This window comes from Paenibacillus thiaminolyticus, from assembly GCF_007066085.1.
Taxonomy (GTDB): Bacteria; Bacillota; Bacilli; order Paenibacillales; family Paenibacillaceae; genus Paenibacillus_B; species Paenibacillus_B thiaminolyticus.
Map to the genome: position 1 here is coordinate 6504648 of NZ_CP041405.1, position 25768 is coordinate 6530415.

The following is a 25768-nucleotide window of genomic DNA, read 5'->3' on the forward strand; positions in this document are numbered from 1 at the left end:
GATGGCTTCGATAAGGCAGAACCGCTTGCGGCCGTCTGGCCACGCGGGTTCCTACATAGAGGCGATGCATGCGATATTGGCTCAAGCCGGATGGATTGACTATTCTCCGTCGACGCTTGCCGGGATGACGGCGTCCTGCTTCCGCTTCACGGTCAATCGAAAGCTGACCGGGGAATCGGCGACGGCGTACAATTGGATGGCAGAGCATTTTGTCGCCGGGGATTTCATCGGTATCACGACCAGCCAGCATGCCGGCTTTTCCTTCGAGGCTACGTTTCCGCTGTACCAGAAGTACGCCGTGTCGCTGCTGATCTCTTCGATTGATAAAGGGAGGGGAGGCGTGTTCTGGAAGGATCGCTTCGTGATCGCGACCGGCTATGACGATGCGCGCCGGCTGCTTTATTACGCGGATGGAAGCGGCCGGGAGGAGAGCGTGATGTCCTATGACGAGTTCGGACGGAACGAATCGCCCTACTGGTATGTGCAGGTTTTTGAAAGCCAAGTCGCCGCCGATCCGATTGACGTCTATAAAGAATCGCTGATTCAGGCGGTATTTAAGTGGGAGACGCATGATCCGATGCTCCCGGAACCGGAATATGCCTGCGGCCGCCGCGCCTATGACGCTATCATGGCCGCGCTGCAGAGCGGGGACTATTCTCCGGCGGAGGCCTGGAGCGTCTTGCGTGCCTATGCCGGATACAAACGGGATATTGCGCAGTATATGAACGAGCTGCAGACCCTGCTGCCGGATATGGATACGATCGCCGCGTACTATTCGGAAGTGTCCCGGATATGGGATGAGGTTATCGGCGCGGGGCGGGGCGCTCTCGGCGAGCAGCTGGCGTTATTCGCTGAAGCCAAGCTGGCCGAGGAGAACGGAATTCAGGCGATTCGCGCCTTGATGAAGGAGACGATCGAGAACCGGTTCCACGATACGGGATTGCGTTAATGTAACCGTGTGCGGCTGGTGCGCGGTGTGGTATATTTGTGATTAATTACCGATACTGGGTTCGCGATAGGGAGGCTGGTTATCCAAGGAAGCAAGCCAAATCAAACGTTCCGCCCTGATGTCCGCCTTCCTGCGCGGTCATCACGCCGCGTATGATCATCCCGCAATTTTTCGGGATGAATGGGCTCGCAAGCTGCTGAGTGAGGAAGAGCTTGCCGAGTTCGAAGCGACGATGGAGAAAGCATTGGAGGCAGCGGTGCCTGACCAGGCCGCGGCCATGCCGGACCGGGCTGCCGCCGTAGCCTGCATGGTCCGGGATTACTTCCCGACCTCGCTGTTCCTTAGCCGGGCCAAATACGCGGAGCAAATGCTGGAACACGCGATGACCCGGGGAGTCAAGCAATATGTCATTCTGGGTGCAGGAATGGATACGTTTCTGTGGAGGCGGGCGGACCTTGCCGATCGATTGGACGTATTCGAGGTCGACCATCCCGCGACGCAGGCCTTCAAGCAAGAACGTCTGGCCGGCTTGGGATGGCGCATCCCGCAGAATGCGCGGTTCGTGGCGGTCGATCTGACCCGGCAGCGGCTTGATCAGGCCCTTCGCTCTGCGGGGTTCGATTCAGGAGCGCCGAGCTTCGTCAGTTGGCTGGGCGTGATCCATTATTTGCCGGAGGACGATGCCTTCGCCACGCTGCGTATGATTGCCGGGCTCTGTCCGGAAGGCAGCGAGATCGTATTCGACTATTGGGATACGGAGGCGTTCCTCCCGGATCGGGCCGCCTATCGGGTGAGATGGATGCAGGAGTTGCTCCGGTATGCCGGGGAGCCAATGCTTACCGGGCTGGATCCGGCTGCCATCGCCGGGCAACTGCGTGAATCCGGCTTGCATGTGCAGGAGCAGCTGTCTCCGGAGGCGATACAGGAGCGGTACTTCATGAACCGGTCGGACGGCTATTATGCATACGAACACGCTTATTTCGTCCGTGCTGCGGTCTTATAGCTTCATTCTACACCGACAAGCCCCCATCTGTTCTCCGTTCCGTGGAATAGATGGGGGCTGATTTGCGTATCTATGTGCAGCAGGGATCAAAAAAACTTCCCGCCCATGACGAGAAGCAGCATTTGCAATCCACACGAAAATGAAGGAAAATAGAGAATGCCAGAAATTGAAAAACCATCACTTCATCAATTATGTATTGAAACTATCACGAAAGTATGATAAACTATCCGTTGCCAATTGTTTATGTGCACATTTAATTTCGATCTTAGCACATTCGGCATATTGTGTCAAGAATAATATATACATTCCAGCTAGCGGGTTACAGGGGGGATTGGATGCTTACGAACGATCAACAGGACTACGACCTGATGCTGCCACCCGGGATCAAACTCGATGACCCTGTGCGCATGTACTTAAAAGAGATAGGGCGCGTACCGCTGCTGTCCGCAGAGGAAGAGATCGAATTGGCCAAGCGGGTCGTCCAGGGAGATGCTGAAGCGAAGCAAAGACTCGCGGAGGCGAATCTCCGTCTGGTCGTCAGTATTGCAAGACGGTATATCGGGCGCGGCATGATGCTGCTCGATCTGATTCAAGAGGGAAATATGGGCCTGATGCGGGCCGTCGACAAGTTCGACTACACGAAGGGCTACAAGTTCAGCACGTATGCGACGTGGTGGATTCGTCAGGCGATTACACGGTCGATTGCTGATCAGGCTCGCACGATCCGGGTTCCGGTTCATATGGTTGAGACGATTAACAAGCTCAACCGGATCTCGAAGGAGCTGCTGCAGGAACTCGGCCGGGAGCCGACGCCGGAAGAGATCGCGGTCAAGATGGAGATAACGCCGGAAAAGGTGCGGGAGATTATGAAGATCGGCCAGGAGCCGGTCTCGATAGAAACTCCTGTCGGCGACGAGAACGACTCCAGCCTGGGAGATTTCATCGAGGATCAGGAGGCGCTGGCTCCCGCAGATGCCGCGGCTTACGAGCTGCTGAAGGTCCAACTGGAGGATGTGCTCGACACGCTGACCGAGCGGGAGCAGAACGTGCTGCGTCTCCGCTTCGGACTGGATGACGGCCGCACCCGGACGCTTGAAGAGGTAGGCCACGAATTCGGGGTGACCCGCGAGCGCATCCGGCAGATCGAGGCGAAGGCACTCCGCAAATTAAGACATCCGAGCCGCAGCAAACGGTTGAAGGATTTTCTCGAATAAGCGGGGGCTGGTTGCCGCTATGATGCACTTATAAGATATAATATGCTGCCGAGGGGCACGCGTTCGCTGCGCGTGCCCCTTTTGCGTCTGAGATGTGACACGAAATTTTCAGTTGAAGTGCGGATGATTCCAGTTATAATGAAGAACGGGGCATGACTGCCGCAAGGGTCAAGCCTACGACTGATTTGAATGAGGATCTTCAGGGCCAGGTGCAATTCCTGACCGGCGGTAAGGTGCTGTTGTCCAGCCCGAGCCCGCGACTCGCCGCTGTCTTAAGCGGCGACTGATTTGGTGCAAAGCCAAAGCCGACGGTATAGTCCGGATGGAAGAAGATCGCTTATCCCGATTCACGTGGTGTATGTTGCATGTCATCTTAACCACATATGATCATTGGCGAAGTAAGTCTTCTTAGGCCTAGATCCTGTTCAACGACCGTGGAGGTTATTGAATATGGACGAAGCATTGCAGCCGGGACATGGTGCTGCCCGCGCATCTAGAGGGATCTGGTACGTCGTGCTGGGTGCCGCTCTGTGGGGGATCGGACCGGTCTTCCGCACCTTTGTGCTGGATTATTTGACATCCACACAGATCGTATTAATTGAACATCTTATTTTGCTGCTGTTCGCGGCGCCGGTATTGTGGGTGAACCGTCATGAGCTGAGGAGCATCACCTGGAGGCATCTTGTGGCGCTGCTCTTCATCTCCTGGGGCGGATCCGTCATCGCTACCATTATGTTCACGGACGCATTCGTGATGGGCAATCCGAACGCGGTGCTTCTGCTGCAGAAGCTGCAGCCGCTGTTCGCCATCCTGCTGGCGCGAATTCTTCTGCGGGAGAGACTGCCGCGAGGCTTCGGGCTGCTGCTGCTGTTGGCGATAGCCGGCACCTATCTGCTCACGTTCGGCTGGACTTTGCCGATCGGGCATGTGGGCGAGGTCATCGGCGTAGGCAGCCTGCTCGCGCTCGGCGCCGCCTTCCTGTGGGGCGGTTCGACCGTCATGGGGCGGTTGCTGCTGAACGATATGAAGTATGAGACCGTTACGGCGCTCCGGTTCGCGCTTGGCCTGCCGTTATTGTTCGTCATTACCTGGAGCGAACATCCGAGCTGGGACATCCCCTCGGGCGAGGCGGGGAAGCTGACCTTCTACATTTTGCTGCAAGTGTTGCTGCCGGGTCTGCTGAGCTTGCTGCTGTATTACCGCGGCCTGGCCGTCACGAAGGCTTCTTATGCGACGCTCGCGGAACTGTCCTTCCCATTGGTCGGAATGGTGGTGAACTGGCTTGTCTTTCAGGAGGTCGTGACCGTGGCGCAAGTGGTTGGATTCGCTTTGATCTGGATTGCGCTGTTCTGCGTGGCCCGTCAGCAGGAATAACATCAACATAGATTGCCGCGAATAGGGGCTGTCTCATAACGCAGTTTTTACTGCAGTGAGACAGCCCCGGCTTGCTTCTGACAGCTCAACTTGCCGAAAAGGCTGCGCAAATACAGTTTTCCCTTGTGACGTTGATTCCGTTACCGAAATTGTTGCAAAACGGCATGAATGTAAGCCATTTCCACGGATTCAAAGCAAAAATCTGCGCAAATCAGGCTGTTGGAAAACCCCTGTTTTTTTCGGAGGGGTGAGTACCAAACCGAAACTTGGCATTCAGAGCGTCATCGCCTTCCGGAGACATCATAATCTCCTGGGGTTTTAACGTGTGGAGGGAATTGCTGCTATTTTACAGGAATTTCGGCTCAATGAGTCCACATTTCGAGGAATTGCTGCACAGCTACATCATTTTAGGCCCTTTTGAGCTAAGTCGAAGAGAAACGGGTGAAATTGCTGCAGTTTTACAGGATTCCCTTTCAGGTGAAGTTGTCCCTATCGAATTGCTGTATTTGTGCAGGATTTTGCCTACTGAATCAACGTGTCTTGAGAAACCGTGCAGTTTTGAGGACTTCGCCTATCGGATAGACATTTCATTGTGCAGTTTTCAGGCACTTCGATCAGATAAAATTTTTCTACTGAGAGACAACTCCTGATGAAGTAGTGCCCAAAAATCCTTTGGACTTTCTCAACAGCCTGACAATTGCAGGATTCGGATTCGCTGCTCAACCATCGTCCCACGCTCATCCCGCCTCCCGATTCTCTGTTGTTCCGTCTTGCCCTGCGTTATGACTCGATGCCTATGGGGACAGCTCCTTTTATTGCTGGAGGGGCTGCTGCGCCTCCTCCAAGTCCTGGATAAAGCTAAGCCGTGCTCTGCTCCTGGCGTGCTCATGCTATGCTCCTGGTGTGCTCATGGTGTTGGAAATGCATCTGGTGTGCTCCTGGCCAGCGACGACTTTTCTCCTTCATCACCGGAACCAGTCTGTTGGTGGATGGCGGGTGCACTGCGCAATAATCGGATCGCGCCAGGCCGGCCGCTTCGCTGAACGCTGCGCTCCTTGAACGGAAGATGAAGCCCGCCAAAAGCAAATATCGCATGCATCGAGCGGGTGTACAGCCGGGCGGTTGCCCTGAAGCGGCCGCTTGGTTTGCATTTGGCAGTATGTCGTTAATTGTCATCATTTGTCGGTTGTCCAATATGCCGATTCCATTTAATATCAGTACAGGACAGCCATTAGTTGGCATAATCTGCTGAATTATCTCGTTGTAAGGAGCAATGGGCATCATGGCTTTTTGTGCAAAAACATCTATGAGACAGTTAAGGCAAGAAAGAAGACGGCAGGGCCTATGCGCACAGTGCGGGGATGCATCTTCCCAGTACTTATGTCAGCGCTGCAAAGCGATGCGGCGTAAGCCCGAACCGAAGGGGTTCCGGGAGTACCCGATTCAGCGCAAGCTCAAAAGCAGCTTGACGGACAAGCGCCTATACGAGGATATGATCCGGCTGAAGCTGCGGACGGCCGATATTGCGCAGTATTGCGGCGTTACTCAGCGTACGGCCGAGAAGTGGGTATTCGAGGGAAGTGTGCCGAACCCGGAACGCGTAGTCAAATTATGCGAGCTGATGGGACGGGAAGTCGGCTATTATTATCCCCTGTATAAATGGACGAACAAATAGCATTTACCTGCACGCGAGAAGGGCGGAGCCGCATGAATGCAGCTCCGCCCGATGCATGACCGGCAGCAGGCGAGGGATGCTCCTGGGCCCCTGCAAGCTATTCGCTGAGGAACCGAAGCGAATCGAGCGCCTGCATGACGAGGCCGTCCAGCTCGCCTAGATGACGCTCGTCGATAGGATGATTGAACGTCAGCACGATGCGGTGCGTCCCTTCGTCCGCGGCGGCAGAAGCTGTCCCGGTCCGAGGCTGGACGGGAACCGTTCGTTCCTGCCGCATGATGACCGCATCGCCCCAGATTGCGGCCAACCGTTCATCGATCTCGTCCGCCCGCGCCGTATGATCGCCCGCCAGCTCGAAGGACACCTCCAGCCGGGCGCCGGGCTCCTCCCCGACAAGCCGCAGACCCCGCAGCTCGGCAGCGAAATCGGCCAATCCGCTCGCAAGCGTCAATGCGGCTATGCAGGCCTCTCCAGGCCGCTGCACCCGCATGCGGAATGTCCGTCCGAACCCGGCAAGATCGATCAGATCCTCCCGCCCGATGACGAGCCATTCTCCTTCCTGATCCAGATCATAGATTTTGCCTTCCAGCACGACCTTCAGATTGTCGAAAATCGTAGGATCAAACATGGCCAAGCCTCCTCCGCAACATGCGAATGATGTGTACGATCATAATACAAATTTGCGCCTGCTGCAAAAAAAAGCGGGAGGCTGTCCGTTCGTAGTCGAGATCGTACAGCTCCTTCATCGGGCGCAGCAGATTCTGCTTCATCATCGTCCCGGCTGCCGCGGCGTCCCTGGCTTCGAGTGCGCCGATAAGGGCGGCATGCCCCCGAACTGCCGCTTGCTGGAGCCCCGAGGCGGAAGGGCTCTGAACCACAAAAGCAGCCCTTCACCGGGCTGCTCTTCGTCTGTCCGGACGGATGTCCGGGAGGCTATGTTATTTGCGCAGCAGAATGTCGCGGATTCGATGATCGGCGGCCTTGCTTAAGATGAGCTTGGCACGGAAGCGGGTAGGCAGAATATTTTCGACCAGATTGACCTGATTGATATCCCGCCAGATGTTCTTCGCCCGCCGAACCGCCTCTTCCTCGGTCAAGCTGGCATAGCGGTGGAAGTAGGAATCCGGATTCCGAAAGGCGGTGTCCCGCAGCAGAAGAAAGCGCTCGATATACCATGTCTCCAGGTCATGCTCCCGCGCGTCGACATAGATGGAGAAATCGAAGAAGTCGCTGACGAACACGCTCGCTTCCTTGCTGACCTGCAGCACGTTGATTCCTTCGACAATCAGAATATCCGGCTGGCATACGGCAATGCGCTCCTCGGGCACAATGTCATAGGACAGATGCGAATAGACCGGCGCATGCACTTCGGTCTTCCCAGACTTGATATCCATCAGGAAGCGAAGGAGCTGCTTCGTATCGTAGCTCTCGGGAAATCCTTTCTTATTCATGATGCCCCGTTCCTCAAGCGTCCGGTTCGGGTACAGGAAGCCGTCCGTCGTCACGATGTCTACGCGGGGGTGTTCTTTATACTGGGACAGCAGCGCTTGGAGAAGCCTCGCGGTCGTGCTCTTCCCCGCTGCGACGCTGCCGGCAATCCCGATAATATAAGGTACGTTATCGGTGGCGGTGCCCAGGAAGGAAGATGACGACGCCTTCAAATGCTGCGCAGCGGTCACATAGATATGAAGGAGCTTCGCCAGCGGAAGATAGACATCCTCCAATTCGTCCAGGGCGATACGCTCATTCAATCCCTTCAATTGATTGAACTGCTCGGGGGTAACCGACAGATGGGATTGGCCGTTCAAGCGAGCCCATTCTGACCGCTTCATAGTGATATAGGGACTAGGGTTATACATCGTTCTACCTCTCGCTCCGATTAATAACTTCAACTGGAATTTAGATAAGATAATAGACTCACATATCATCTTCCAAAATGGGCGATCTTGTCAAGTAAGTTCGCCTCTCCGGCTGCCGGGAAGAGTCTGACGGAGGGGCGAAACCGATTGATTTCTTGCTTCGTATGTGCTACATTCGGTTCATTCTTGGTTCGGAGCGAATCGCAAGCGAATGCCCGGCACGGGCCGCGGCACGGAAGGAAGGAGCATTGAACTTGTATAGAATCATGATCGTGGAAGACGATCCGAAAATCGCGCAATTATTGCAATCTCATATTGAAAAATACGGTGATAAAGGCATTATCGTCGACGAGTTCGATCGGGTGCTCGATACATTCCGGGACATTCAGCCGCATGTCGTCCTGCTGGATGTCAATCTGCCCAGCTTCGACGGTTATTATTGGTGCCGCCAGATCCGCACCGTCTCGACCTGTCCGATCCTGTTCATCTCGGCCCGAAGCGGAGAGATGGATCAAGTGATGGCGTTAGAGAACGGGGCGGATGATTATATTACGAAGCCGTTCCACTCGGAGATTGTGCTGGCGAAGATTCGCAGCACGCTGCGGCGGGTATACGGCGATTATGCAGTCAAGGCGAATGAGCGCACGCTGGAACGGTACGGGCTGGCCCTCTATCCCGAGCGGCTGGAGGTGCGTCTGGGCGAGAAGACGATTATGCTGACGAAGAAGGAAGCGATTCTATTCGAGACGCTGCTGGAGCGCTGTCCCCGTGCCGTCACCCGGGAACTGATTCTGGACAAGCTGTGGGATGACTCGTTCGTCGATGACAATACGCTTAGCGTTAATATTACGCGGGTCCGCAAGAAGCTGGCGGAGCTCGGCATCGATGACGCCCTGGAGACTGTGCGCGGCGTCGGCTACCGGCTGAACGTGACCTGGGAGGATGAGCAAGCCCTATGAAGCTGTTCTGGCGTGAGCATCTTCCGTTGGCCGGATTCACCTTCGTCCAGCTGCTGCTTGTCCTGCTTGTCTTCTGGTATGACGGTTATGATCGCCCGTTGACGGCGATGTATGCGATGTTCCTCGGACTCTGCGTCTTCGCCCTATATCTCGGGTACCGCTATGCGACTCACCGGCTTATGTACAAGCGGCTGACCGATCCGCCGGCTTCACTGACCTCCACGATTCAGCTCGCGGACGCGGCACCGCTGTCCCGGGCGGTGGATGATACGATCGACCATCAATACCGCTATTATCAGCAGCAGTTGAAGGTGTGGGAGCGGAAGCAGCAGGAGCATCTTGCCTTCATGAACCAATGGGTGCATCAGATGAAGACCCCGCTCTCGGTGATCGAGCTGATTACGCAGGACGCGGAGGATCCGAAGCTTGCCAGCATCTCGGAGGAGGCCGATCAGATGAAGCGCGGGCTTGAAATGGTGCTTTATATGGCGCGGCTCGATACGTTCGAGCATGACTTCCATGTCGAGAAAAAAACATTGCGCGACATCGTTCATGATGTTGTGCATGAGAACAAGCGCTATTTCATCCGCAGCTACGTCTATCCGGATATTCAGATTGCTCCGGAGCTGACGGTCGAGACGGATGTGAAGTGGCTGCGCTTCGTCCTGCAGCAGATTGTGACGAACGCGATTAAATATTCGGCCGGCAGCCGCTCGAAAGTAACTGCCATAGCCTTTACGGAGGGGCGGGCCGTCGTCCTGGAAGTGAAGGATCGCGGGGCCGGCATTCCGAAGCAGGATAGGAAGCGGGTGTTTCAGCCCTTTTTTACCGGGGAGAACGGACGGAAATATAAAGAATCGACCGGAATGGGACTGTATTTGGCGAAGGAGATTATCGACAAGCTGAATCATGAGATCGAACTGGAATCCGAGGAGGGCCAGGGCACGACGGTCCGGATTATTTTCCCGTTCGCCCGTATTTGAACGACCGATGAGGGAGCGATCTCTTGTCGGTTTTTTGTTGTGACAACCATTATTTGGATCGAACCTTACAAAGGTGTAGACTTTTTGAAAGATTCGGCAATAGGACGAAAGGGAAAAGAGGATTACACTAGAATCATAAGCTCATACGCTCAAGATACTGGGCGTTCCAATGGATGCAAGTTATCGAATCAAGGAGGATGTGCAATCAAGATGGAAATATTACGAGTCAAGAACTTGAGCAAAATATACAAGGGAATGGTCTCTTTTGAAGCATTGTCCAATATTGATCTGACGATTCAAAAGGGTGAGTTCGTCGGCATTATGGGCCCGTCCGGGAGCGGCAAGACGACGCTCCTCAATCTCGTGTCCACCATCGATGCTCCGACCTCGGGGGAGGTATGGATTGACGGGAAGGATCCGCACAACTTGTCGATGGATGAACTGGCCGTGTTCCGGCGGCGGGAGCTGGGCTTCGTGTTCCAGTCCTTCAACCTGCTTCAGACCTTGACCGTCAAGGAAAATATGATGCTGCCGCTCACACTGGACGGCACAGACATTGCCACGATGCGGGAGCGGGCCGACCGGATTGCCGGCAAGCTGGGCATCGCCGACATCATGGATAAGCGCACCTACGAGATTTCGGGCGGCCAGGCGCAGCGCGCCGCCATCGCCCGCGCGCTCATTCATGGGCCGAAGCTGGTGCTGGCCGATGAACCGACCGGGAACCTGGACTCCAAGGCGGCGCGCGACGTGATGGAGCTGTTGAGCCAGCTCAACAAGGAGGAGCAGGCGACGATGATGCTGGTTACCCATGATCCGGTGGCGGCGAGTTATTGCGACCGCGTCGTGTTCATCAAGGACGGCCGGCTCCACAACGAGGTGTACTGCGGCGACAGCCGATCCGCCTTCTACCAGAAGATTATTAATGTGCTGTCGCTGCTGGGAGGGAACGGCCATGAATTTTCGCCAATTCGCGTATAACAACATCGTCCGCAACAAACGGACGTACATTGCCCATTTTCTGAGCAGCGCGTTCTCGGTCATGATCTTCTTCACCTATGCCCTGCTGCTGTTCCATCCGGATCTGCAGGGCCAGCTCCGCTCGACAAGCGAGACGATGAGCATGCTTGGCACGATGGGGATGAGAGTCTCGCAGATTATGATTTTTGTGTTCTCGTTTATTTATTTGTTCTATTCGGTGAGCGCCTTTCTGAAAAACCGCAAAAAAGAATTCGGGCTTCTTCTCGTGCTCGGCATCTCGCGCCGGCAGCTGAGGCAGCTAATCTTTATCGAGAACATGATCATCGGCACCGCGGCCATCGTGACCGGCATCGCGGTCGGGTTGATCTTCGCGAAGCTGACGCTGTTGATTTGCGCGAAGATGCTTGTCATCTACGAAGGGCTGCGCTTCTATATTCCGCTGCAGGCGATCTGGACGACTGCGGGCGCCTTCCTGTTGCTGTTCCTGGTCATCGCGCTGTTCACGTCCCGCATCCGCAAGACGGAGCAGCTGGTGGAGCTGTTGAAGTCGGAGGATAAGCCGAAGCCCGAGCCGAAGGCTTCGCTGTGGCTCTCTTTGCTGGCGGCCGTTCTTATCGGACTTGGCTACTTCTGCGTCATGGTGTTCGCGGTGAAGCGAATTTTCTCGTTCGTGCTGCTGTTCGGCGGGGTCGCGCTTGTCGTGGCCGGCACCTACTGGCTGTTCACGCAGTTAAGCGTGTATGCGATCCGCGCCTTGAAGAAGCGCGAACGGCTTTATTTTCATAAGACGAATCTGCTGACGCTGTCGGAGCTCGCATACCGGATGAAGGATAATGCGGTCATGTTCTTCATGGTTGCCGTAATCTCTGCCGTCGCTTTCACCGGCATCGGCACCTCGATGTCGATCGGCGATCCCGGCTTACAGGAGATGAAGAATCCGTATGCCTTCACCTATATTTCTAGTCAAGGCAACGATCGCGAGCAGGAGCATCTCACCGCCATCGAGAGACGGCTGTCCGAAGCGAATTTCACGTTCCGGATGGGCAGCGTTTCCCCATGGTATTCCGATAACGGCCTGCTCATTATGAAGCTCAGCGAATATAACGGCCTGGCTGCCGCCCTCGGCTATGAAGCGGAGACGTTGGGTGACGATGAGGCGATGCTCGTCCCGACGAGCGTCAACCTGCAGAACCAATACAAGAACGCGTCTGCGGAAGACTACGGGCCGGTAGACATTGTGGAAGGGGACTGGAGCGCTGATTTCCGTATTGCGAAGCTGGGAACACACATCGTCTATCCGGAATACAGCATGCTCCTGGTGGTAAGCGACGCGAGCTTCGATCGCATCCCCGGCGTGAACGAGGCTCCCGTAACTTATTTCCTATTCGTCGTCGACCATTGGGAGAAATCGAAAACCGTCTCGCAGCAGCTGCTGGATCAGATTGAGAAGGATGCGGAGGAGCAGCCGAACCGGAATTTCATGCTGCACGCCCATATCTTTGACTGGCTTCAGATGAAGCAGGGGAACGGGCTGCTGCTGATCGTCAGCGTGCTGGTCGGAATCGTATTTTTCACCTTCGCGGCAAGCTTGCTCTACTTCAGGCTGTATGCCGACCTGGATCGGGATGAGCGGCAGTATCAAATGATTGCGAAGGTTGGCTTGAGCCGCAAAGAGCTGAAAAAGATGGTGACGCGCCAACTGCAGCTCATGTTTTTCCTGCCGATTCTCGTCGCCGTCATTCACAGCAGCGTCGCTTTCACTGCGCTGCAGCAGATCGTCAGCTTCCCCGTGGCATCGTCGGCTGTCATTATCTTTATTAGCTTCCTTTCGATGCAGACGCTTTATTTCTTTGTTATCCGCTGGCGGTATTTGAATCATTTGTACGGGCAAATCAAGTAAGGCGGCTAGGGGCGAGGCTTAAGAGCTTTGCAGGGCGCGGATTCGCAACTCGGAAAGACGAGGAAGAGAAGCAGATCTTGATCCTGAGCCGGATGACCGCTGACAGCGTCGTGAAGACCGGCATTCTCCGCAAGGCGGATAACAAGGATGATGTCTGGAGCTCCGATTCGATCACGTCGCTGCCGGGCGCGGAAGCGGGTCAGGCGCTTCTGCTCGGGCGCCCGCCGATGAAGGATGTGAAGCGGCTGAGCGTCGGCGGACAGGAGATCAGTCCGGCTTACGGGAGCAACAGTTGGATCGGACATGTGCGCAATGCCGCCTATGCCGAACTGATATTGGTCTTCGATTACGCGGCCTATGCCCAGGTGGCCATCCCGGAGACGCAGTTGGCGCTGCTCCGTCTGAAGCAGGCATATGGAGAGACGAAGGACGGCTGGATGGAGCCGCCTCCGGATCGGGTGCTGGCCAATACCGAGTGGCTGAAGCTGACGAAGGATATGAAGGCCAGCGCAGACCACCTGGAAGGCGTGACGATCATCACGCAGAATCAAGAGTGAAGGAAGGCCGCCCGGCAAGGGGCGGTCTCTTGTCATGGCTTCAGAAAGTACAAATGTCAGGGAACGAGAGCCTCTACTATATACAGTCAGGCATGAGGGGGAGGTAAAGGAGGAGCGAGGCGGATGAAGCGGCAGGCCGGAGCAGAGGCTGCGCTGGATGGGAAAACTGCATTTCTGCATTAATTTTTGCCACCATAGTATATATTTGGAGAAATTAATGCGAAAATACATCTTTTTTGATGGTTTTGACTTCTTTTTGAGTGATATCGCCGAAATTGATGCGTTTGCGCAGGAATTCCATTACGGTGTAGGCTCGATCACATTAAAACTGCGGTTTTGCAGGCTTTGTGGGGCAAGCCGGGCTGAGAATGAGCCAGAAAAACCGGATAAGCTGAAATAACTTCGCCCTCAGGCCACACCATCTTGATGCTGAGGAGATAGGCGGCATCGGGCCGATCGGGCATGCGGAAGGACACCGCCATCGGATTGGTGTCCGCCTCGTCCTTGGGCCGGGCAGCGGCTTAAGGCTGACCGTGGCCTCGCTCCCGGCCTGGATGCCCTCTCCATCGAGCTGCTTGCCCGTCCGGGGACGATCATCGTCTGCGGCGATCGCGATGTCGCGCGGCAGCCTGGACGAAGCCTGCAGCGCATCCGGGCGGCCGAGCGTATCTGTCAACGCCGCGATAGCCGGTTCCGCCGCCATCGGCTCCGCAGCGGCGGTCACATCCGCAGCGGCGGGATTGGTCCTTCGCCCTGGAAGGAACGCGGTCTGCTGCCGGGCCGGGCCGAAGCGGCTGCCGCAAGCAGACAGCGCAATGCAGAGAAGCGTCAATATGACCTGCTTTTGCATGGCATACACCTTCTTTTCCGCATAGATCGTTCATTGCTGGAATAAGCTGCAAATGGCTGCGGACAGCATCGTCTGACGAGAATGGCAGGACTTAGCGGGGGAAGGTTCAACTATTCAGCGGACTTAGCGGACAGCGCCATGAATGGGACGGCCCGAGGCATATCGCCGGATATGGCGGTGGCCCGTAGGCGATTCCGTGCAGCAAGAACGGATTCCGCTTGCCAATCGGTTCGCCGCGAGCTATAATTCAGACCAATCGGTCTTTTTTTATTTGTCAGGGAGGAGATGGCATGCGCAAGGGAGAACAGACGAAGGAGCATATTGTGAGCCAAGCCGCCAAGCTATTTAACCGGCAAGGCTTTCATGGTTCATCGATTACGGACATTATGCGGGAGACAGGGCTGCGGAAGGGCGGCATCTATAATCATTTTGCCAACAAGGATGAATTGGCGCTGCAAGCATTCGATTATGCGGTCGAGCTGATGAGAGAGCGCTACCTGCAGGCGATTGCAGGGAAGACATCGGCCTGCGAGCAGTTGATAGCCTTGTTCTCCGTATACAATGAGATTGTCGAAAATCCGCCGCTCGAAGGGGGATGCCCGCTTCTGAATACCGCCATCGATACGGATGACACGCATCCGGCCCTCAAGGAGAAGGCGCGGACGGCCATGGACCGGTGGCGCGGGCTATTGCGTTCCATCATTCGGTCGGGCATCGATACGGGAGAGTTCCGGGCTGAGTCAGATTCGGAGTCGGTCATTATATTTCTGACTGCGGCGTTCGAGGGTGGAGTGATGATCAGCAAGCTGTATGACAACAGTGAATATATGCGGGTGACCGTCAGACAGATGGCCCAGTATATAACGACGGAATTATTGGTTTCCGGTGAACGGACGCTGTAAGAGGCGTCTTCTCTTTTGACAAAAAACAGACCGTTCGGTCTTGAGTTGGAAGGGCCGGCAGGGCTATGTGCCTGGTCCGATACCGTTCAACCGGCTGCCTTGAGAGAAGACGCTCGAAGGAGCGGGGGAGAAACAGGGGGAGCCGAACCTGCCTAGCGATGAAGATAGCGATGAAGATAGCGATGAAGATAGCGATGAAGATGAAGGAGGAGAAGCAATAAATGAAACGAAGACAAGTCGGCATATTCGTGTATGACGGCGCAGATCATTTGGATATTGCCGGACCGGCTGAGGTCTTATCGTTAGCGTCGAAGTATAAGACGGAGCAGTTGCTGATGCTATATCAGAGCAAGCTGATGCCGACGAGACCGTTCCATGTATGCACCATATCCGCTGCAGGCCAGCCGATACAGACGCACACCGGTGTCCGGATGCAGCCCGATTACAGCTTCACTGACGCGCCCGAGCTTGATATCCTTATCATTCCCGGCGGATCGTTCCTGGCCGTAAAGGCGGTAAGCGGTAATCGGGAAGTGGCGAACTGGATCAAGCGGCATCGGTATATTGAGTATATTTGTTCCGTCTGTACAGGCAGTTTCATTCTGAATGAGGCCGGTCTGCTGGACGGGAAGCGGGTCACGACGCATCATTTGGCTGCCGGCATGCTGCAGCGGAGCAATGCCTCCCTGCAAGTGGAATCCAAGAGCAAAATCGTTCACGATGGCCATATCGTCACGTCCGGCGGCGTCACCTCAGGCATCAATATGGCGCTCTATCTCGTCAGGTTAATCCTGGGGGACAAGGCGGCGGCTCGGACAGCGGCGTATATCGAGTTCGCCGAGCCTGCCGCCAGTTATAGCGGCTTGACGAAGCCATAGGCCGCATCCTTCAAGAAGCCCAGCTTCTCATAGAAGCGGTGCGCATCGCTGCGCCAGGTGCTGGAGAAGAGCATGACGCTGTGGCAGCCACGCTCCTGCGCCGCTTGCTCCACCGCTTGGACGAGCATTTGTCCGATGCCGGAACGATGGAACTCCTCGGTTACAATCATATTTTCCAGTACCATGAACGGGCGGCAGTTCCCGGTCAGATCCTGGCATGTAATGCCCATTACCGAACCGACGAGCCGTCCCGATTCATGCACGGCGCCGAGCAGCAAGTAATCCGGGCGGTCCCGGAGCAGGTAGAATGTCTCCCGCAGCCGTTCCCGGTTCGTCGCGCTGCCGTCCAGCTCGGTATATAATGCGGCCAATTCCTCAAGGTGATCGGCCGTAATGGGGGCAATTCGAATCATAGTTTCAGGCTCCTCTCTCCATGATCTCCGCTGCCAATGTTTGGCACACGATGACTCCATTGTAGTCACTCGCATCCTGTCACGCAACACCTATTTGCAACACAAGGCGGCACACAGGCATAGGCGGACATCATGGTTAGAAGAGCGGCTGCAAGCAGACAAAATGCGCTCCCCGCCGGACTGCCGGCTGGAAGCGCATTAATGTCAGGGATTTATTGGCGGCTGCACGGAACCGTCGCGCCTTGCGGCCGCCCGCCATCTTGAGCCAGGCGGCGAGGAAGCAAGGGCTGCCTATTCATCGGGCTGCAGGCTTGGGATCGCCGTGAAGAACACGTCGAGAAGATCTCTATGGAACATCTGCCGGACATACTCCGTTATCTGATCGAGTTCCAGTTCCGAAGTGTATTCGAGCACGGGACGCCCCTCGCATTTTAACACCCGGCAGTTATATTTTTCCCTCACCTGATCGATAATGACATCCTGACTTACAGCAGCGGATCCCATTACTTCGAATGCCATGCCTTTTCCTCCTTAATGAGCTGCGTAAGGCCATGATATATACCCTTTCTATCAAGTTTCTCGCTTATTGTCTGTGATGGATGTCATAGATTAGAAGTGCGCGGCGAATCGCGAAACGGACATGTTCCGGCAGAGACTGACTATTGTTGACTTTTGCGCCCCGCCTTCTTATATTAATACTAACTCTAAAATGGAGAGCCGCTATGGCCCGCCAAGGATGGTTGACGGCTCGCGCCGGACAATCGGCGGAATGATGCCGCAAGCGGATCGTCATCCGGCGGCTTAAGGATGCCATCGCCGTCCGGAGGAGCGCGGCTTCCGCATGGAAGGCTTCGTCCGAAGCGGATCCCGCGGTTATGGCGGCATCGCATTGCGGATAGAAAGGCCGGCCATGCGGCCGCCGAAGAGGAGTTTATTGGCAAAGGAGTGTATGCGGCGTGCAGTCATGCGAAGACAACGGTTCCGTCGATGACGGAAAGACAATGACCTTTGCGGATGATGAACTGGGGCAATTCTGCGAGACGACCCGGCGGATCGTGATCGTCAGCCCTTTCCCGGCTTTGATCCGCTCGCTGTTCGTCGCGTTAACGATACGCTGTTATGATGTGCTGCTCTTCCACCAAGAGCATGATCCGATGCTGCAGACGATGAACAGTGATCTGGTCATCGTCGATCGGACGAAGGCGGTTCCGGCTGACCCGTCGGCCACCATCCCGGGCAGCCATGGGGCTATCCTTCTGCTTCAGGGCGAAGGCTCGGAGAAGGGGCCGGATGAGCAGGGCAGGGAAGTGATGATCTGGCCTTGTCCTATCGAAGCGGCATTGTCGCGAATTGAAGAGCTGGCCAGCCGGAACGATGCCCAGCCGGCGGTGGCGGGCAGCGACCTGCTGCGCTTCAAGGATGTTGCCGTCGATCTGAAGCGCATCACGGTGCATCAGGCGGGCAACAAGATCGAGCTGACACGAGCCGAGTTCGATGTGCTGAAGGGGCTGCTGCTGAATGGCGGCGGCGTCATGACCCGGCAGCAGATAATGGAGTTCGTCTGGGGCGAATCGTATATGGGCGGCAGCAATTCGATCGATGTTCATATCAAGAGTCTGCGCCAGAAGCTCGGTGACGCGCCGAAGCATCCGAAGTACATTGTCACGGTTCGGGGAATCGGCTACCGGATAGCCGATTAACAACTATCGCAAGCATCTTCATGAACCCTTCATGATTCCTTCATGAAGGATTCATTGTGTCTTCATCAAGCCTTCATGATGAACGGCGGGGGCAGATGATAAGATAGGTTCTGCAAGCAAGAAACGCGTCATGAGGATTCCATATCATGCGATAGAAGATGGAGATGATTCGATGTACAAGACGGTCATTGTCGGAACGGGACCTGCCGGATTGACGGCGGCGATTTATTTGGCCCGTGCGAACCTGAACCCGTTGATTATAGAAGGTCCGGAGCCTGGAGGCCAGTTGACGACGACGACGGAAGTGGAGAACTTCCCCGGCTTCCCGGATGGCATTATGGGTCCGGAGCTGATGGATAATATGCGCAAGCAGGCCGAGCGCTTCGGCGCGGAATTCCGCACCGGCTGGGTCACGGCAGCGGATCTGTCCAAGCGGCCGTTCACCTTGTCCGTCGAAGGGATGGGCGAGATTCAGGCCGAGTCGCTTATTATATCGACAGGGGCCTCCGCGAAGTATCTCGGTATTCCGGGCGAGCGCGATAACGTCGGCCGCGGCGTCAGCACATGCGCGACATGCGACGGATTCTTTTTCCGCAACAAGAAGATTGTCGTCATCGGCGGCGGCGACTCCGCAATGGAGGAAGCCAGCTTCCTGACGCGCTTCGCTTCGGAAGTAGTGCTGGTCAACCGCCGCACAGAACTGCGCGCCTCCAAGATTATGCAGGATCGGGCGCGCCAGAACAGCAAGATTCGCTGGTCCCTGAACCGGACCCCGCTGGAAGTGATCGCGGGCGAGCATGGCGTTACCAGCCTGAAGGTGCGCAACAATGAGACCGGCGAGGAGGAGATTATCGCGACGGACGGCATCTTCGTGGCAATCGGCCATACGCCGAACACGAAGTTCCTGGCCGGCCAGCTTGATGCCGACGAGCAGGGCTATCTGCTGGTTAAGCCGGGCACGACCGAGACGAACATTCCCGGCGTATTCGCCTGCGGGGATGTGCAGGACAATCGGTACCGCCAGGCGATTAGCGCCGCAGGCACGGGCTGTATGGCCGCGCTGGATTGCGAGCGTTACTTGGAGAGCGCAGAGAGCGAGTAAAGGAGAGAGAGCATGGAGGAGAAAGTGATTGTCTATACGAGCACTTATTGCCAATATTGCTCGCATGTCAAAAAGTTCCTGGGCGAGCGCAACGTCGAATTCGAAGAGCGGAACATCGACAAGGATGAGAAGTACGCCGAAGAGCTGTGGAATACCGGCATGCGCGCGGTACCGGTAACGCTTGTCGGGGAGAAGATGATTCTCGGCTTCAACCCGATTCAACTGAATCAAGCGTTGGCCGCCCGCGCATAATCGGAGATCGGCGGAAGGCCTATGCAGCCTTGCCTAGATACGATTGCGACGGAATCCGCTCTATGGGCGGATTTCTCCTTATATATAAAGATGATAGAGATGCAGCACTTGCTGGGACTTGTGGATTGGAGGCCATCATATGAATGCAGCAACTTTACTACTATTCGGAGCGACGGGCGATTTGGCGAAGCGCAAAATCTACCCTGCCCTGTTCAACCTACATCTTGACCGCAAGCTGCCCGCCGGCTTCTCCATATTCGGCATGGGCCGCAGTGCGTGGAATGACACGGAATTCCGCCGTCGCGTAGCGCAATCGATCAGCGACTTCTCCCGGCGGCCGGCGGCGGACGAGGCGGAATTGAACGCGTTCCTGGAACGGTTCCGTTTCTGCCGCCTGAATGTGGCGGCTCCCGAAGACTTCGCGCGGCTGCTGGAGCAGGTGCGGGCGAGCGAGCAAGAGCTTGGCCTTGCCGAGAACCGGATGTTCTATCTCTCGGTTGCGCCGGAGCTGTTCGAGCCGATCGTCCGCCACATTCACGAGAGCGGCTTGAGCCGCGTATCCGGCTGGAAGCGGCTCCTGATCGAAAAGCCGTTCGGCCGCGATCTGGCATCGGCCCGCGCGTTGAATGCGCTGCTGGGCAGCGTCTTCCGCGAGGAGGAAATCTTCCGCATCGATCATTATCTCGGCAAGCGCATGGTGCAGAATCTGCAGAAGCTTGAATATACGAATCCGATGCTCCAGGCCGTCTGGAAAAACCAATACATCGCCAATGTGCAGATTACGGCGAGCGAGACGGTCGGCGTAGAAGAGCGCGCGGCCTATTACGACGAGGCCGGCGCCATTCGCGACATGGTGCAGAATCATCTGCTCCAAGTGTTGGCGATGTTCGCCATGCAGCTTCCCCGCCGCGGCACGGCGGCGGATATGGCGGACAAGAAGCGCGCCCTGCTGGCCTCGATGCGGCCGCTGCTGAAGGAAGAAGCCGAACGCTCCATCGTACGCGGCCAATATGCGGCGGGGGCGATGGGCGGAGAGCCGGTGCCGGCCTACCGGGATGAGCCTGGCATCGAGGAAGGCTCCAGCAATGATACGTATATAGCGGCGCGCATCATGATCGATGATTATTTCTGGCAGGGGGTTCCTTTCTACCTGCGGACCGGCAAGCGGATGGCGAAGAAGGCGACCCGCATCGTGGTTGAATTCAAGGATCCGCTCGACAAATACAGCCGCACGAACGAACTGACCGCGCCGAATCTGCTGATTATCGACATCGGGCCGCATGAAGGCATCTCCTTCCAGTTGAATGTGAAGGATGGTCAGCACCGCTTCATATCGGACCCGGTCCGTCTTCACTACGCGGCGGATCAGAGCGGCGTTCCCGAAGCCTATGAGAATCTGATCGAAGGGGCCATTCAGGGCGATGCCGCGTTCTTCGCCCGCTGGGACGAAGTAGAGCTGTCCTGGCAATGGATACAGCCGGTACTGGAAGCCTTCGCGGAGAATCGGGTGCCGCTGCGCTTCTATGAGGCGGGCAGCGACGGCCCGGAAGCGGCTCAGCGCCTGCTGGAGGAGGACGGCTTCCACTGGTGGGCGCTGACCGGCCCCGAAGCGGATCCGAGCCGGGACGCGGACGAGTACCGAACGGAACGCGAGGCGGTCTATGAAGCGGCGCGATAAGCGGAAGGCAACATCCGGTCTTCGGTATTCCCGCGGATAGAGCGTATTGAGGAGGGGGCGGCGCGACAGTGCGGCGAAGCAAGCAGCGCCGGATGTCAGCGAACGGTTCCCGCCACAGCGCCGCAAGTCATCGGCCTCCAGGCGAAGGCAATGGCTTGCGGCGCTGCGCCGTTCTATCGGATCGATAAAGCCGCAGCGATCGGGTAATGATCCGATGCCACTGAACGGACGACCTCGCGCGGTGCGCCGGTGGCGATGCCTTCGTTGACGAGAATATAGTCGATCGTCTCCGTGGCCCCGCCGGCGGGGTAGGTATAGGCCGCGGGAAAATCGGCGAACACGTTCCGGAACGAGCGGGACATCGCGGCGAGCTCCGGACTGTCCGGTTGGGCGTTGAAGTCGCCTGTCAGGATGGCCGGTCCGGTCTGTCTGGCGGCGATATCGCGAATCTCCGCTATCTGTGCAAGCCGTTCCTGCTGCTCCAAGCCGAGATGGGTGACATAGAAGCATACTCTCGTATCCTGAACGACCAACTCGCTCTCCAGCAATCCGCGCTGTTCCTGGCCGCCGCTGTCCAGCAAGTAATGCTGATGATGTACAATCGGATACTTGCTCAGGACAGCAATGCCATACTGCCTCCGTTCGGTCCGCCCCGGCTCGGGATCCCCGTCCAGGTTGGCGCCATACGCATACTGCATCCCCAAGCGTGCGGCCAATACCGTAATCGTATCCTCGTATTTGCTCCGCCTGTCGAAATGGCGGTCGACCTCCTGCAAGCCGACGACGCCGGCGCCCGCTCTGCGGATAACGCCCGCAATCCGCGCCGGATCATACCGGTCATCCATTCCGCGCCCATGCTGAATGTTGTACGACATGACGGTTAGCGATGCTGTACCTTGTGTCATGAACTCACCCCTGAATTGTAGCGTAGTCTCCTCTCCTGCTAACGTTCGCACAGATGATGGCCGCCGTCAATGGGGCGGCGCCAGCCGTTTTTTTCACGGAACTGCGGCCCTGTACAATATTTTGGAAAAATTTTATTTTCGGCACGAGGAAATTTGTGGGCGGCAGCGAATTACAATCGTACAAAACAGAAAATTGGAGATTCCCGTTCCTGGATAAAGACAGAATCATTCCGCTCGAAGTCATTTGGGGATGCGGCGATTGAAAGGGGATACTCATATGCATTTGAAGCAAATTGACTTGTTCGATTTCGCCTTCAACAATGCGTCTATCGGGATGTCGATCGTGTCTCTGGAGGGCCGGTTCATTCAAGTCAACCGCGCCTTGTGCAGCATGCTCGGCTACGATGAGCGAGAACTGCTGGCATTGAATTTTCAGTCGATTACCCATCAGGATGATCTCGAGGAGAACCTGGAGTACGTCTACCGGCTCTTGAACATGAAGATCGAAGCGTACCGTATGGAAAAGCGGTACATACATAAGCAAGGGCATCCGGTATGGTGCTTGGTCAACGTCTCCGTCGTGCATAACGAGAATGGAGAGCCCATATTTTTGTTCTCGCAGTTCCATGATATTACGGCCGAGAAAATGACGGAAATCGCGCAGCGCAAAACGGAAAGCGTGCTGCGGGAGAAGGAGGAGTCGTTCCGCATCCTGCTGGAGGAGCTTCCGCTCGCCGTTATCATTACCCGGCATGGGATCTGCCAGTATGTCAACCGGGCGGGAATACAATTGCTCGGCGCGCGCGGCCCCGAGGAAGTATTGGGCGTATCCACGCATGAGTTCGTCGATCCGAGCAATCATGACAAGATCAAGGACAGACGGCGAAGATATCGTCAGGGAGGGAAGCTGGGCACGGTCAAATATAAGCTCCGCTGCTATGACGGAGAGATTAAATCTGCGGAGGGCGTCTCGATACCGACAACATTTCTCGGCGAAGAGGCGGTGATTGGCGTGTTCCAGGATGTGACGGAGCGGAAGAAGGAAGAGGAGCGCATCATCCAGTCGGAGAAGCTATCGATCGTCGGGCAGCTGGCCGCGGGAATCGCTCATGAAATACGCAACCCGATCACCTCGATCAACGGATTTCTCAAATTGCTGCGATCCTTGAAGACGGAGAAGGAGCAATACTACGACATCATCGAATCGGAGCTGAAAAGCATTGAGATCATCTGCAATGAGCTGCTTATTTTGGCGAAGCCGAATCTGGTCACGACCCGGCGCGCGAATCTGGTGCAGCTGCTGGAGCAGAGCATCGCGCTGATGAGCGCCCAGGCGACGATGAAGAACAGCACGATTGCCGCCGATCTTCCGCCGTGGGAGATATGGCTGCACTGCGAGCCGAATCAGATCAAGCAGGTGTTCGTCAATTTAATTAAAAATGCGATCGAAGCGATGCCGGACGGCGGACATATTAATATAGGCGTAGCGGTGAGAGACGGATTCGCGCTGATTACGATTGAAGACGAGGGCTGCGGAATTCCTCCGGAGAAGCTGGAGATGCTGGGCCAGCCGTTCTATACGACGAAGGGTTCCGGGACGGGTCTCGGTCTGATGGTCAGCTACAACATTATGGACAATCACGGGGGGAGCATGTCGGTGGACAGCGTGCCGCAGCAGGGGACGACCTTTACGGTGGCGCTGCCGATTCTCAATGAGTAGGGCCGGCGCGGATTGAGCAGAGCAGAGAGCAGAGCAGATCCGATAGGCAGACGGATAGGTCAGATCCGATAGCAGATCCGATAGGCAGACGGATAGGTCAGATCCGATAGCAAATCCGCATAGGCAGACGAATAGGGCTGACGAAGCACTTTCGAAGCGCAGGGATGGATACGCGCCGACGGAGGTGCTTTTTGCCGCAATCGCGGATCGGGGACTAGTTCAAATTTCATCTATCCGTTATATTGATATATAGTGCTGCCATTTTTGTCAAAATAGGCTAGAAAACGCGAGGTGACCAAGATAGCACACGGTCTTAAACCATTCTTTTTGCCCAATCGGCCTTATCAATTAAAGACGCTTATCCTGCTGCTCGTAACGATCGTGGTGGCTCTGTCTCTCATTTTGACCGGGATCCTTATCGCGAACGACTATGCGGCCGCAACCCAGCGAAGCCAGGAGGAGAGGGCGCAAGCCATCGCAAGCGCGGTCGGCCAGACCCCGGCCATTCTGGACAGCCTGCGCAACGGAACCTATGGCGGCCCCGTCCAGACGTATACGATGAAAGTGAAAGCGGATACAAACGTGGAGTACATCGTCGTCATGGATATGAACAGCGTTCGCCTGTCTCATCCCAATGAAGAGATGATTGGCCGCACGTTTGTCGGAGGAGATGAAGGGCCGGCCCTGGAAGGGAAAAGTTATACGTCCGTTGCAGTCGGTACGTTAGGAGAGTCGATGCGCGCCTTTATGCCGATCTGGGACGGAGGAGAGCAGCTTGGCGCCGTGGCGGTCGGGATAGCCAAGGATAAAATCAATGACGCGGTATGGCGCAGTCAACAGATCATCCTTCTCGGCATGGGGGTAGGCTTGGCGGCAGGCTTGATCGGGGCGCTCCTGCTGGCGCAGAAGGTCAAGCGCTCGATGTACGGCCTGGAGCCGGTTGAAATCGCGAAGCTGCTGGAGGAAAAGGAAGCGATGCTCGCTTCCGTTCGCGAAGGAGTCGTCGCTGTGGATGAACGGGGGATCATGGTGGTAGCCAATCGGGCCGCGCGGGATATGTTCAAGCGGGCGGGGCTTCCCGCCGATCCGATTGGACAACATGTGCGGGATTACATGCCTGCATCCAAATTGCAGGACGTGCTGGTCCACCAAAGAATAGAGCTGGATCAGCAGCAAACCTTGAACAATCTGGAAATCGTCGTGAACTGCGTTCCTGTCAAGGCTGCCGGCAAGCTGGTTGGCGCACTGGCTACGTTCCGGGACAAAACAGAGCTGACGAGCATGCTGGAGCAATTGTCGGGCGCCAAAACTTATGCGGAAAGCCTGAGGGTCCACACCCATGAGTTCATGAATAAGCTTCATGTCATATCCGCTATGGTGCATACGGAATCATACAAGGAGCTTCAGGCGTATATTAAGCGGATTTCCCATCATTATCAACAGGATGTGGGCTGGGTCTCCAGCCATGTGAAAGACCCGGTGTTAGCGGGATATTTGCTGAATAAGCTCAGCTTCCTGCAAGAGCATGGTGTCGAAGTGACCTTGACCGGGCGGGAAGCGTGGCCGGCCATTACGCGGCCGGATGTTCTTGACGCGCTGATCACCATTATCGGGAATACGCTGGACAACGCCTATGAAGCGATAGCCGGGCAGGAGGACAAAGAAGTCATGGTTGAACTGTCTTCCACGATGGAAGGCTGGCTGGAGTGGACGGTGCGGGATAATGGTCCAGGTCTGGCGGAGGAGCTTGCCGGGGAGATCCGCAAAGGTAATTCCACCAAAGGGGAGGGACGGGGGTACGGCCTGCATCTGATCCACACAGCGGCGGCAGACACAGACGGAACGGTACATATATCTTCGCGGAAAGGAGACGGGATGACATTGACGGTGCGCATTCCATACCAGGCATGATTC

The 25768-nt window shown here is 56.1% G+C and carries 25 protein-coding genes and 1 riboswitch; of the genes, 18 read left to right on the forward strand and 7 right to left on the reverse strand.

What is annotated here, in order from left to right; genetic code table 11:
- Window position 1 precedes the first annotated feature (1 nt).
- From FLT43_RS28640 to FLT43_RS28660, 5 genes are all read left to right on the forward strand, one after another.
- Complete coding sequence (locus FLT43_RS28640) at window positions 2-949, forward strand: hypothetical protein (RefSeq protein ID WP_087440117.1); 948 nt, start codon at window positions 2-4, stop codon at window positions 947-949.
- A gap of 118 nt (window positions 950-1067) precedes the next feature.
- Window positions 1068-1952 (forward strand): class I SAM-dependent methyltransferase, encoded by an 885-nt coding sequence (locus FLT43_RS28645; protein WP_087440116.1) that lies wholly within the window; start codon window positions 1068-1070, stop codon window positions 1950-1952.
- A gap of 335 nt (window positions 1953-2287) precedes the next feature.
- Window positions 2288-3166, forward strand: coding sequence for an RNA polymerase sigma factor RpoD (gene rpoD, locus FLT43_RS28650; protein ID WP_087440115.1), 879 nt, complete (start codon window positions 2288-2290; stop codon window positions 3164-3166).
- Window positions 3167-3357: 191 nt separating this feature from the next.
- Window positions 3358-3504: riboswitch (FMN riboswitch) on the forward strand.
- 112 nt (window positions 3505-3616) lie between these two features.
- Entirely contained in the window at window positions 3617-4540 is a 924-nt protein-coding gene (locus tag FLT43_RS28655; protein ID WP_087440114.1) for a DMT family transporter, read from the forward strand.
- A gap of 1399 nt (window positions 4541-5939) precedes the next feature.
- Window positions 5940-6215 carry a helix-turn-helix domain-containing protein gene (locus FLT43_RS28660; protein WP_087440113.1) on the forward strand — a complete coding sequence of 92 codons (276 nt, stop codon included), beginning with the start codon at window positions 5940-5942 and terminating at the stop codon, window positions 6213-6215.
- Window positions 6216-6312: 97 nt separating this feature from the next.
- Here FLT43_RS28660 and FLT43_RS28665 read toward each other — a convergent pair whose 3' ends face one another.
- From FLT43_RS28665 to coaA, 3 genes are read right to left on the reverse strand one after another with little or no spacing between them, the layout of a single operon-like run.
- Complete coding sequence (locus FLT43_RS28665; RefSeq protein ID WP_087440112.1) at window positions 6313-6843, reverse strand: hypothetical protein; 531 nt, start codon at window positions 6841-6843, stop codon at window positions 6313-6315.
- Window positions 6836-7093: a hypothetical protein gene (locus FLT43_RS28670; RefSeq protein WP_087440111.1), complete on the reverse strand. Its 258-nt coding sequence runs from the start codon at window positions 7091-7093 to the stop codon at window positions 6836-6838. Before FLT43_RS28670 ends, FLT43_RS28665 begins: the two co-directional genes overlap by 8 nt.
- Window positions 7094-7153: 60 nt before the next feature.
- Window positions 7154-8074: a type I pantothenate kinase gene (coaA, locus tag FLT43_RS28675; RefSeq protein WP_087440110.1), complete on the reverse strand. Its 921-nt coding sequence runs from the start codon at window positions 8072-8074 to the stop codon at window positions 7154-7156.
- Window positions 8075-8328: 254 nt separating this feature from the next.
- Here coaA and FLT43_RS28680 point away from each other — a divergent pair, with 254 nt between their 5' ends.
- From FLT43_RS28680 to FLT43_RS28700, 5 genes are all read left to right on the forward strand, one after another.
- Window positions 8329-9033, forward strand: coding sequence for a response regulator transcription factor (locus tag FLT43_RS28680; RefSeq protein WP_087440152.1), 705 nt, complete (start codon window positions 8329-8331; stop codon window positions 9031-9033).
- Window positions 9030-10016, forward strand: coding sequence for a sensor histidine kinase (locus FLT43_RS28685; protein ID WP_087440109.1), 987 nt, complete (start codon window positions 9030-9032; stop codon window positions 10014-10016). Before FLT43_RS28680 ends, FLT43_RS28685 begins: the two co-directional genes overlap by 4 nt.
- A 210-nt stretch (window positions 10017-10226) precedes the next feature.
- Complete coding sequence (locus FLT43_RS28690; protein ID WP_087440108.1) at window positions 10227-10997, forward strand: ABC transporter ATP-binding protein; 771 nt, start codon at window positions 10227-10229, stop codon at window positions 10995-10997.
- Window positions 10972-12897 carry an ABC transporter permease gene (locus tag FLT43_RS28695; protein WP_087440107.1) on the forward strand — a complete coding sequence of 642 codons (1926 nt, stop codon included), beginning with the start codon at window positions 10972-10974 and terminating at the stop codon, window positions 12895-12897. The genes FLT43_RS28690 and FLT43_RS28695 overlap by 26 nt, the downstream gene beginning before the upstream one ends.
- Complete coding sequence (locus FLT43_RS28700; RefSeq protein ID WP_255321643.1) at window positions 12858-13454, forward strand: lipoprotein BA_5634 family protein; 597 nt, start codon at window positions 12858-12860, stop codon at window positions 13452-13454. The genes FLT43_RS28695 and FLT43_RS28700 overlap by 40 nt, the downstream gene beginning before the upstream one ends.
- 322 nt (window positions 13455-13776) lie before the next feature.
- Here FLT43_RS28700 and FLT43_RS28705 read toward each other — a convergent pair whose 3' ends face one another.
- Entirely contained in the window at window positions 13777-14304 is a 528-nt protein-coding gene (locus FLT43_RS28705; protein ID WP_087440105.1) for a hypothetical protein, read from the reverse strand.
- Between the two features lie 290 nt (window positions 14305-14594).
- On the opposite strand from FLT43_RS28705, the gene FLT43_RS28710 reads away from it, so the two are divergent.
- Together FLT43_RS28710 and FLT43_RS28715 are read left to right on the forward strand one after the other, a co-directional pair.
- Window positions 14595-15206 (forward strand): TetR/AcrR family transcriptional regulator, encoded by a 612-nt coding sequence (locus tag FLT43_RS28710; RefSeq protein ID WP_087440104.1) that lies wholly within the window; start codon window positions 14595-14597, stop codon window positions 15204-15206.
- A gap of 221 nt (window positions 15207-15427) precedes the next feature.
- The gene (locus tag FLT43_RS28715; protein WP_087440103.1) at window positions 15428-16084 is read left to right on the forward strand and encodes a DJ-1/PfpI family protein; all 657 of its coding nucleotides are present in this window, start codon (window positions 15428-15430) and stop codon (window positions 16082-16084) included.
- Here the strand turns inward: FLT43_RS28715 and FLT43_RS28720 are convergent.
- Both FLT43_RS28720 and FLT43_RS28725 read right to left on the reverse strand, forming a co-directional pair.
- A complete protein-coding gene (locus FLT43_RS28720; RefSeq protein WP_087440102.1) occupies window positions 16060-16497 on the reverse strand; it encodes a GNAT family N-acetyltransferase in 438 nt (145 codons plus the stop codon). The two genes, FLT43_RS28715 and FLT43_RS28720, sit on opposite strands and share 25 nt — an antisense overlap.
- 291 nt (window positions 16498-16788) lie before the next feature.
- Complete coding sequence (locus FLT43_RS28725) at window positions 16789-17016, reverse strand: hypothetical protein (RefSeq protein WP_087440101.1); 228 nt, start codon at window positions 17014-17016, stop codon at window positions 16789-16791.
- 437 nt (window positions 17017-17453) lie between these two features.
- On the opposite strand from FLT43_RS28725, the gene FLT43_RS28730 reads away from it, so the two are divergent.
- From FLT43_RS28730 to zwf, 4 genes are all read left to right on the forward strand, one after another.
- Entirely contained in the window at window positions 17454-18197 is a 744-nt protein-coding gene (locus tag FLT43_RS28730) for a response regulator transcription factor (RefSeq protein ID WP_087440100.1), read from the forward strand.
- A gap of 172 nt (window positions 18198-18369) precedes the next feature.
- A complete protein-coding gene (gene trxB, locus FLT43_RS28735; protein WP_087440099.1) occupies window positions 18370-19299 on the forward strand; it encodes a thioredoxin-disulfide reductase in 930 nt (309 codons plus the stop codon).
- A gap of 12 nt (window positions 19300-19311) precedes the next feature.
- Complete coding sequence (locus tag FLT43_RS28740) at window positions 19312-19551, forward strand: glutaredoxin family protein (protein ID WP_087440098.1); 240 nt, start codon at window positions 19312-19314, stop codon at window positions 19549-19551.
- Window positions 19552-19690: 139 nt separating this feature from the next.
- Window positions 19691-21229, forward strand: coding sequence for a glucose-6-phosphate dehydrogenase (gene zwf, locus FLT43_RS28745; protein ID WP_087440097.1), 1539 nt, complete (start codon window positions 19691-19693; stop codon window positions 21227-21229).
- A 173-nt stretch (window positions 21230-21402) separates the two neighbouring features.
- Here the strand turns inward: zwf and FLT43_RS28750 are convergent, their stop codons facing one another.
- The gene (locus tag FLT43_RS28750) at window positions 21403-22134 is read right to left on the reverse strand and encodes an endonuclease/exonuclease/phosphatase family protein (RefSeq protein WP_087440096.1); all 732 of its coding nucleotides are present in this window, start codon (window positions 22132-22134) and stop codon (window positions 21403-21405) included.
- 277 nt (window positions 22135-22411) lie between these two features.
- Here FLT43_RS28750 and FLT43_RS28755 point away from each other — a divergent pair, with 277 nt between their 5' ends.
- Together FLT43_RS28755 and dcuS are read left to right on the forward strand one after the other, a co-directional pair.
- Window positions 22412-23854, forward strand: coding sequence for a PAS domain S-box protein (locus FLT43_RS28755; RefSeq protein WP_087440095.1), 1443 nt, complete (start codon window positions 22412-22414; stop codon window positions 23852-23854).
- A gap of 291 nt (window positions 23855-24145) precedes the next feature.
- A complete protein-coding gene (gene dcuS, locus FLT43_RS28760) occupies window positions 24146-25765 on the forward strand; it encodes a DcuS/MalK family sensor histidine kinase (protein ID WP_244193984.1) in 1620 nt (539 codons plus the stop codon).
- Window positions 25766-25768 lie beyond the last annotated feature (3 nt).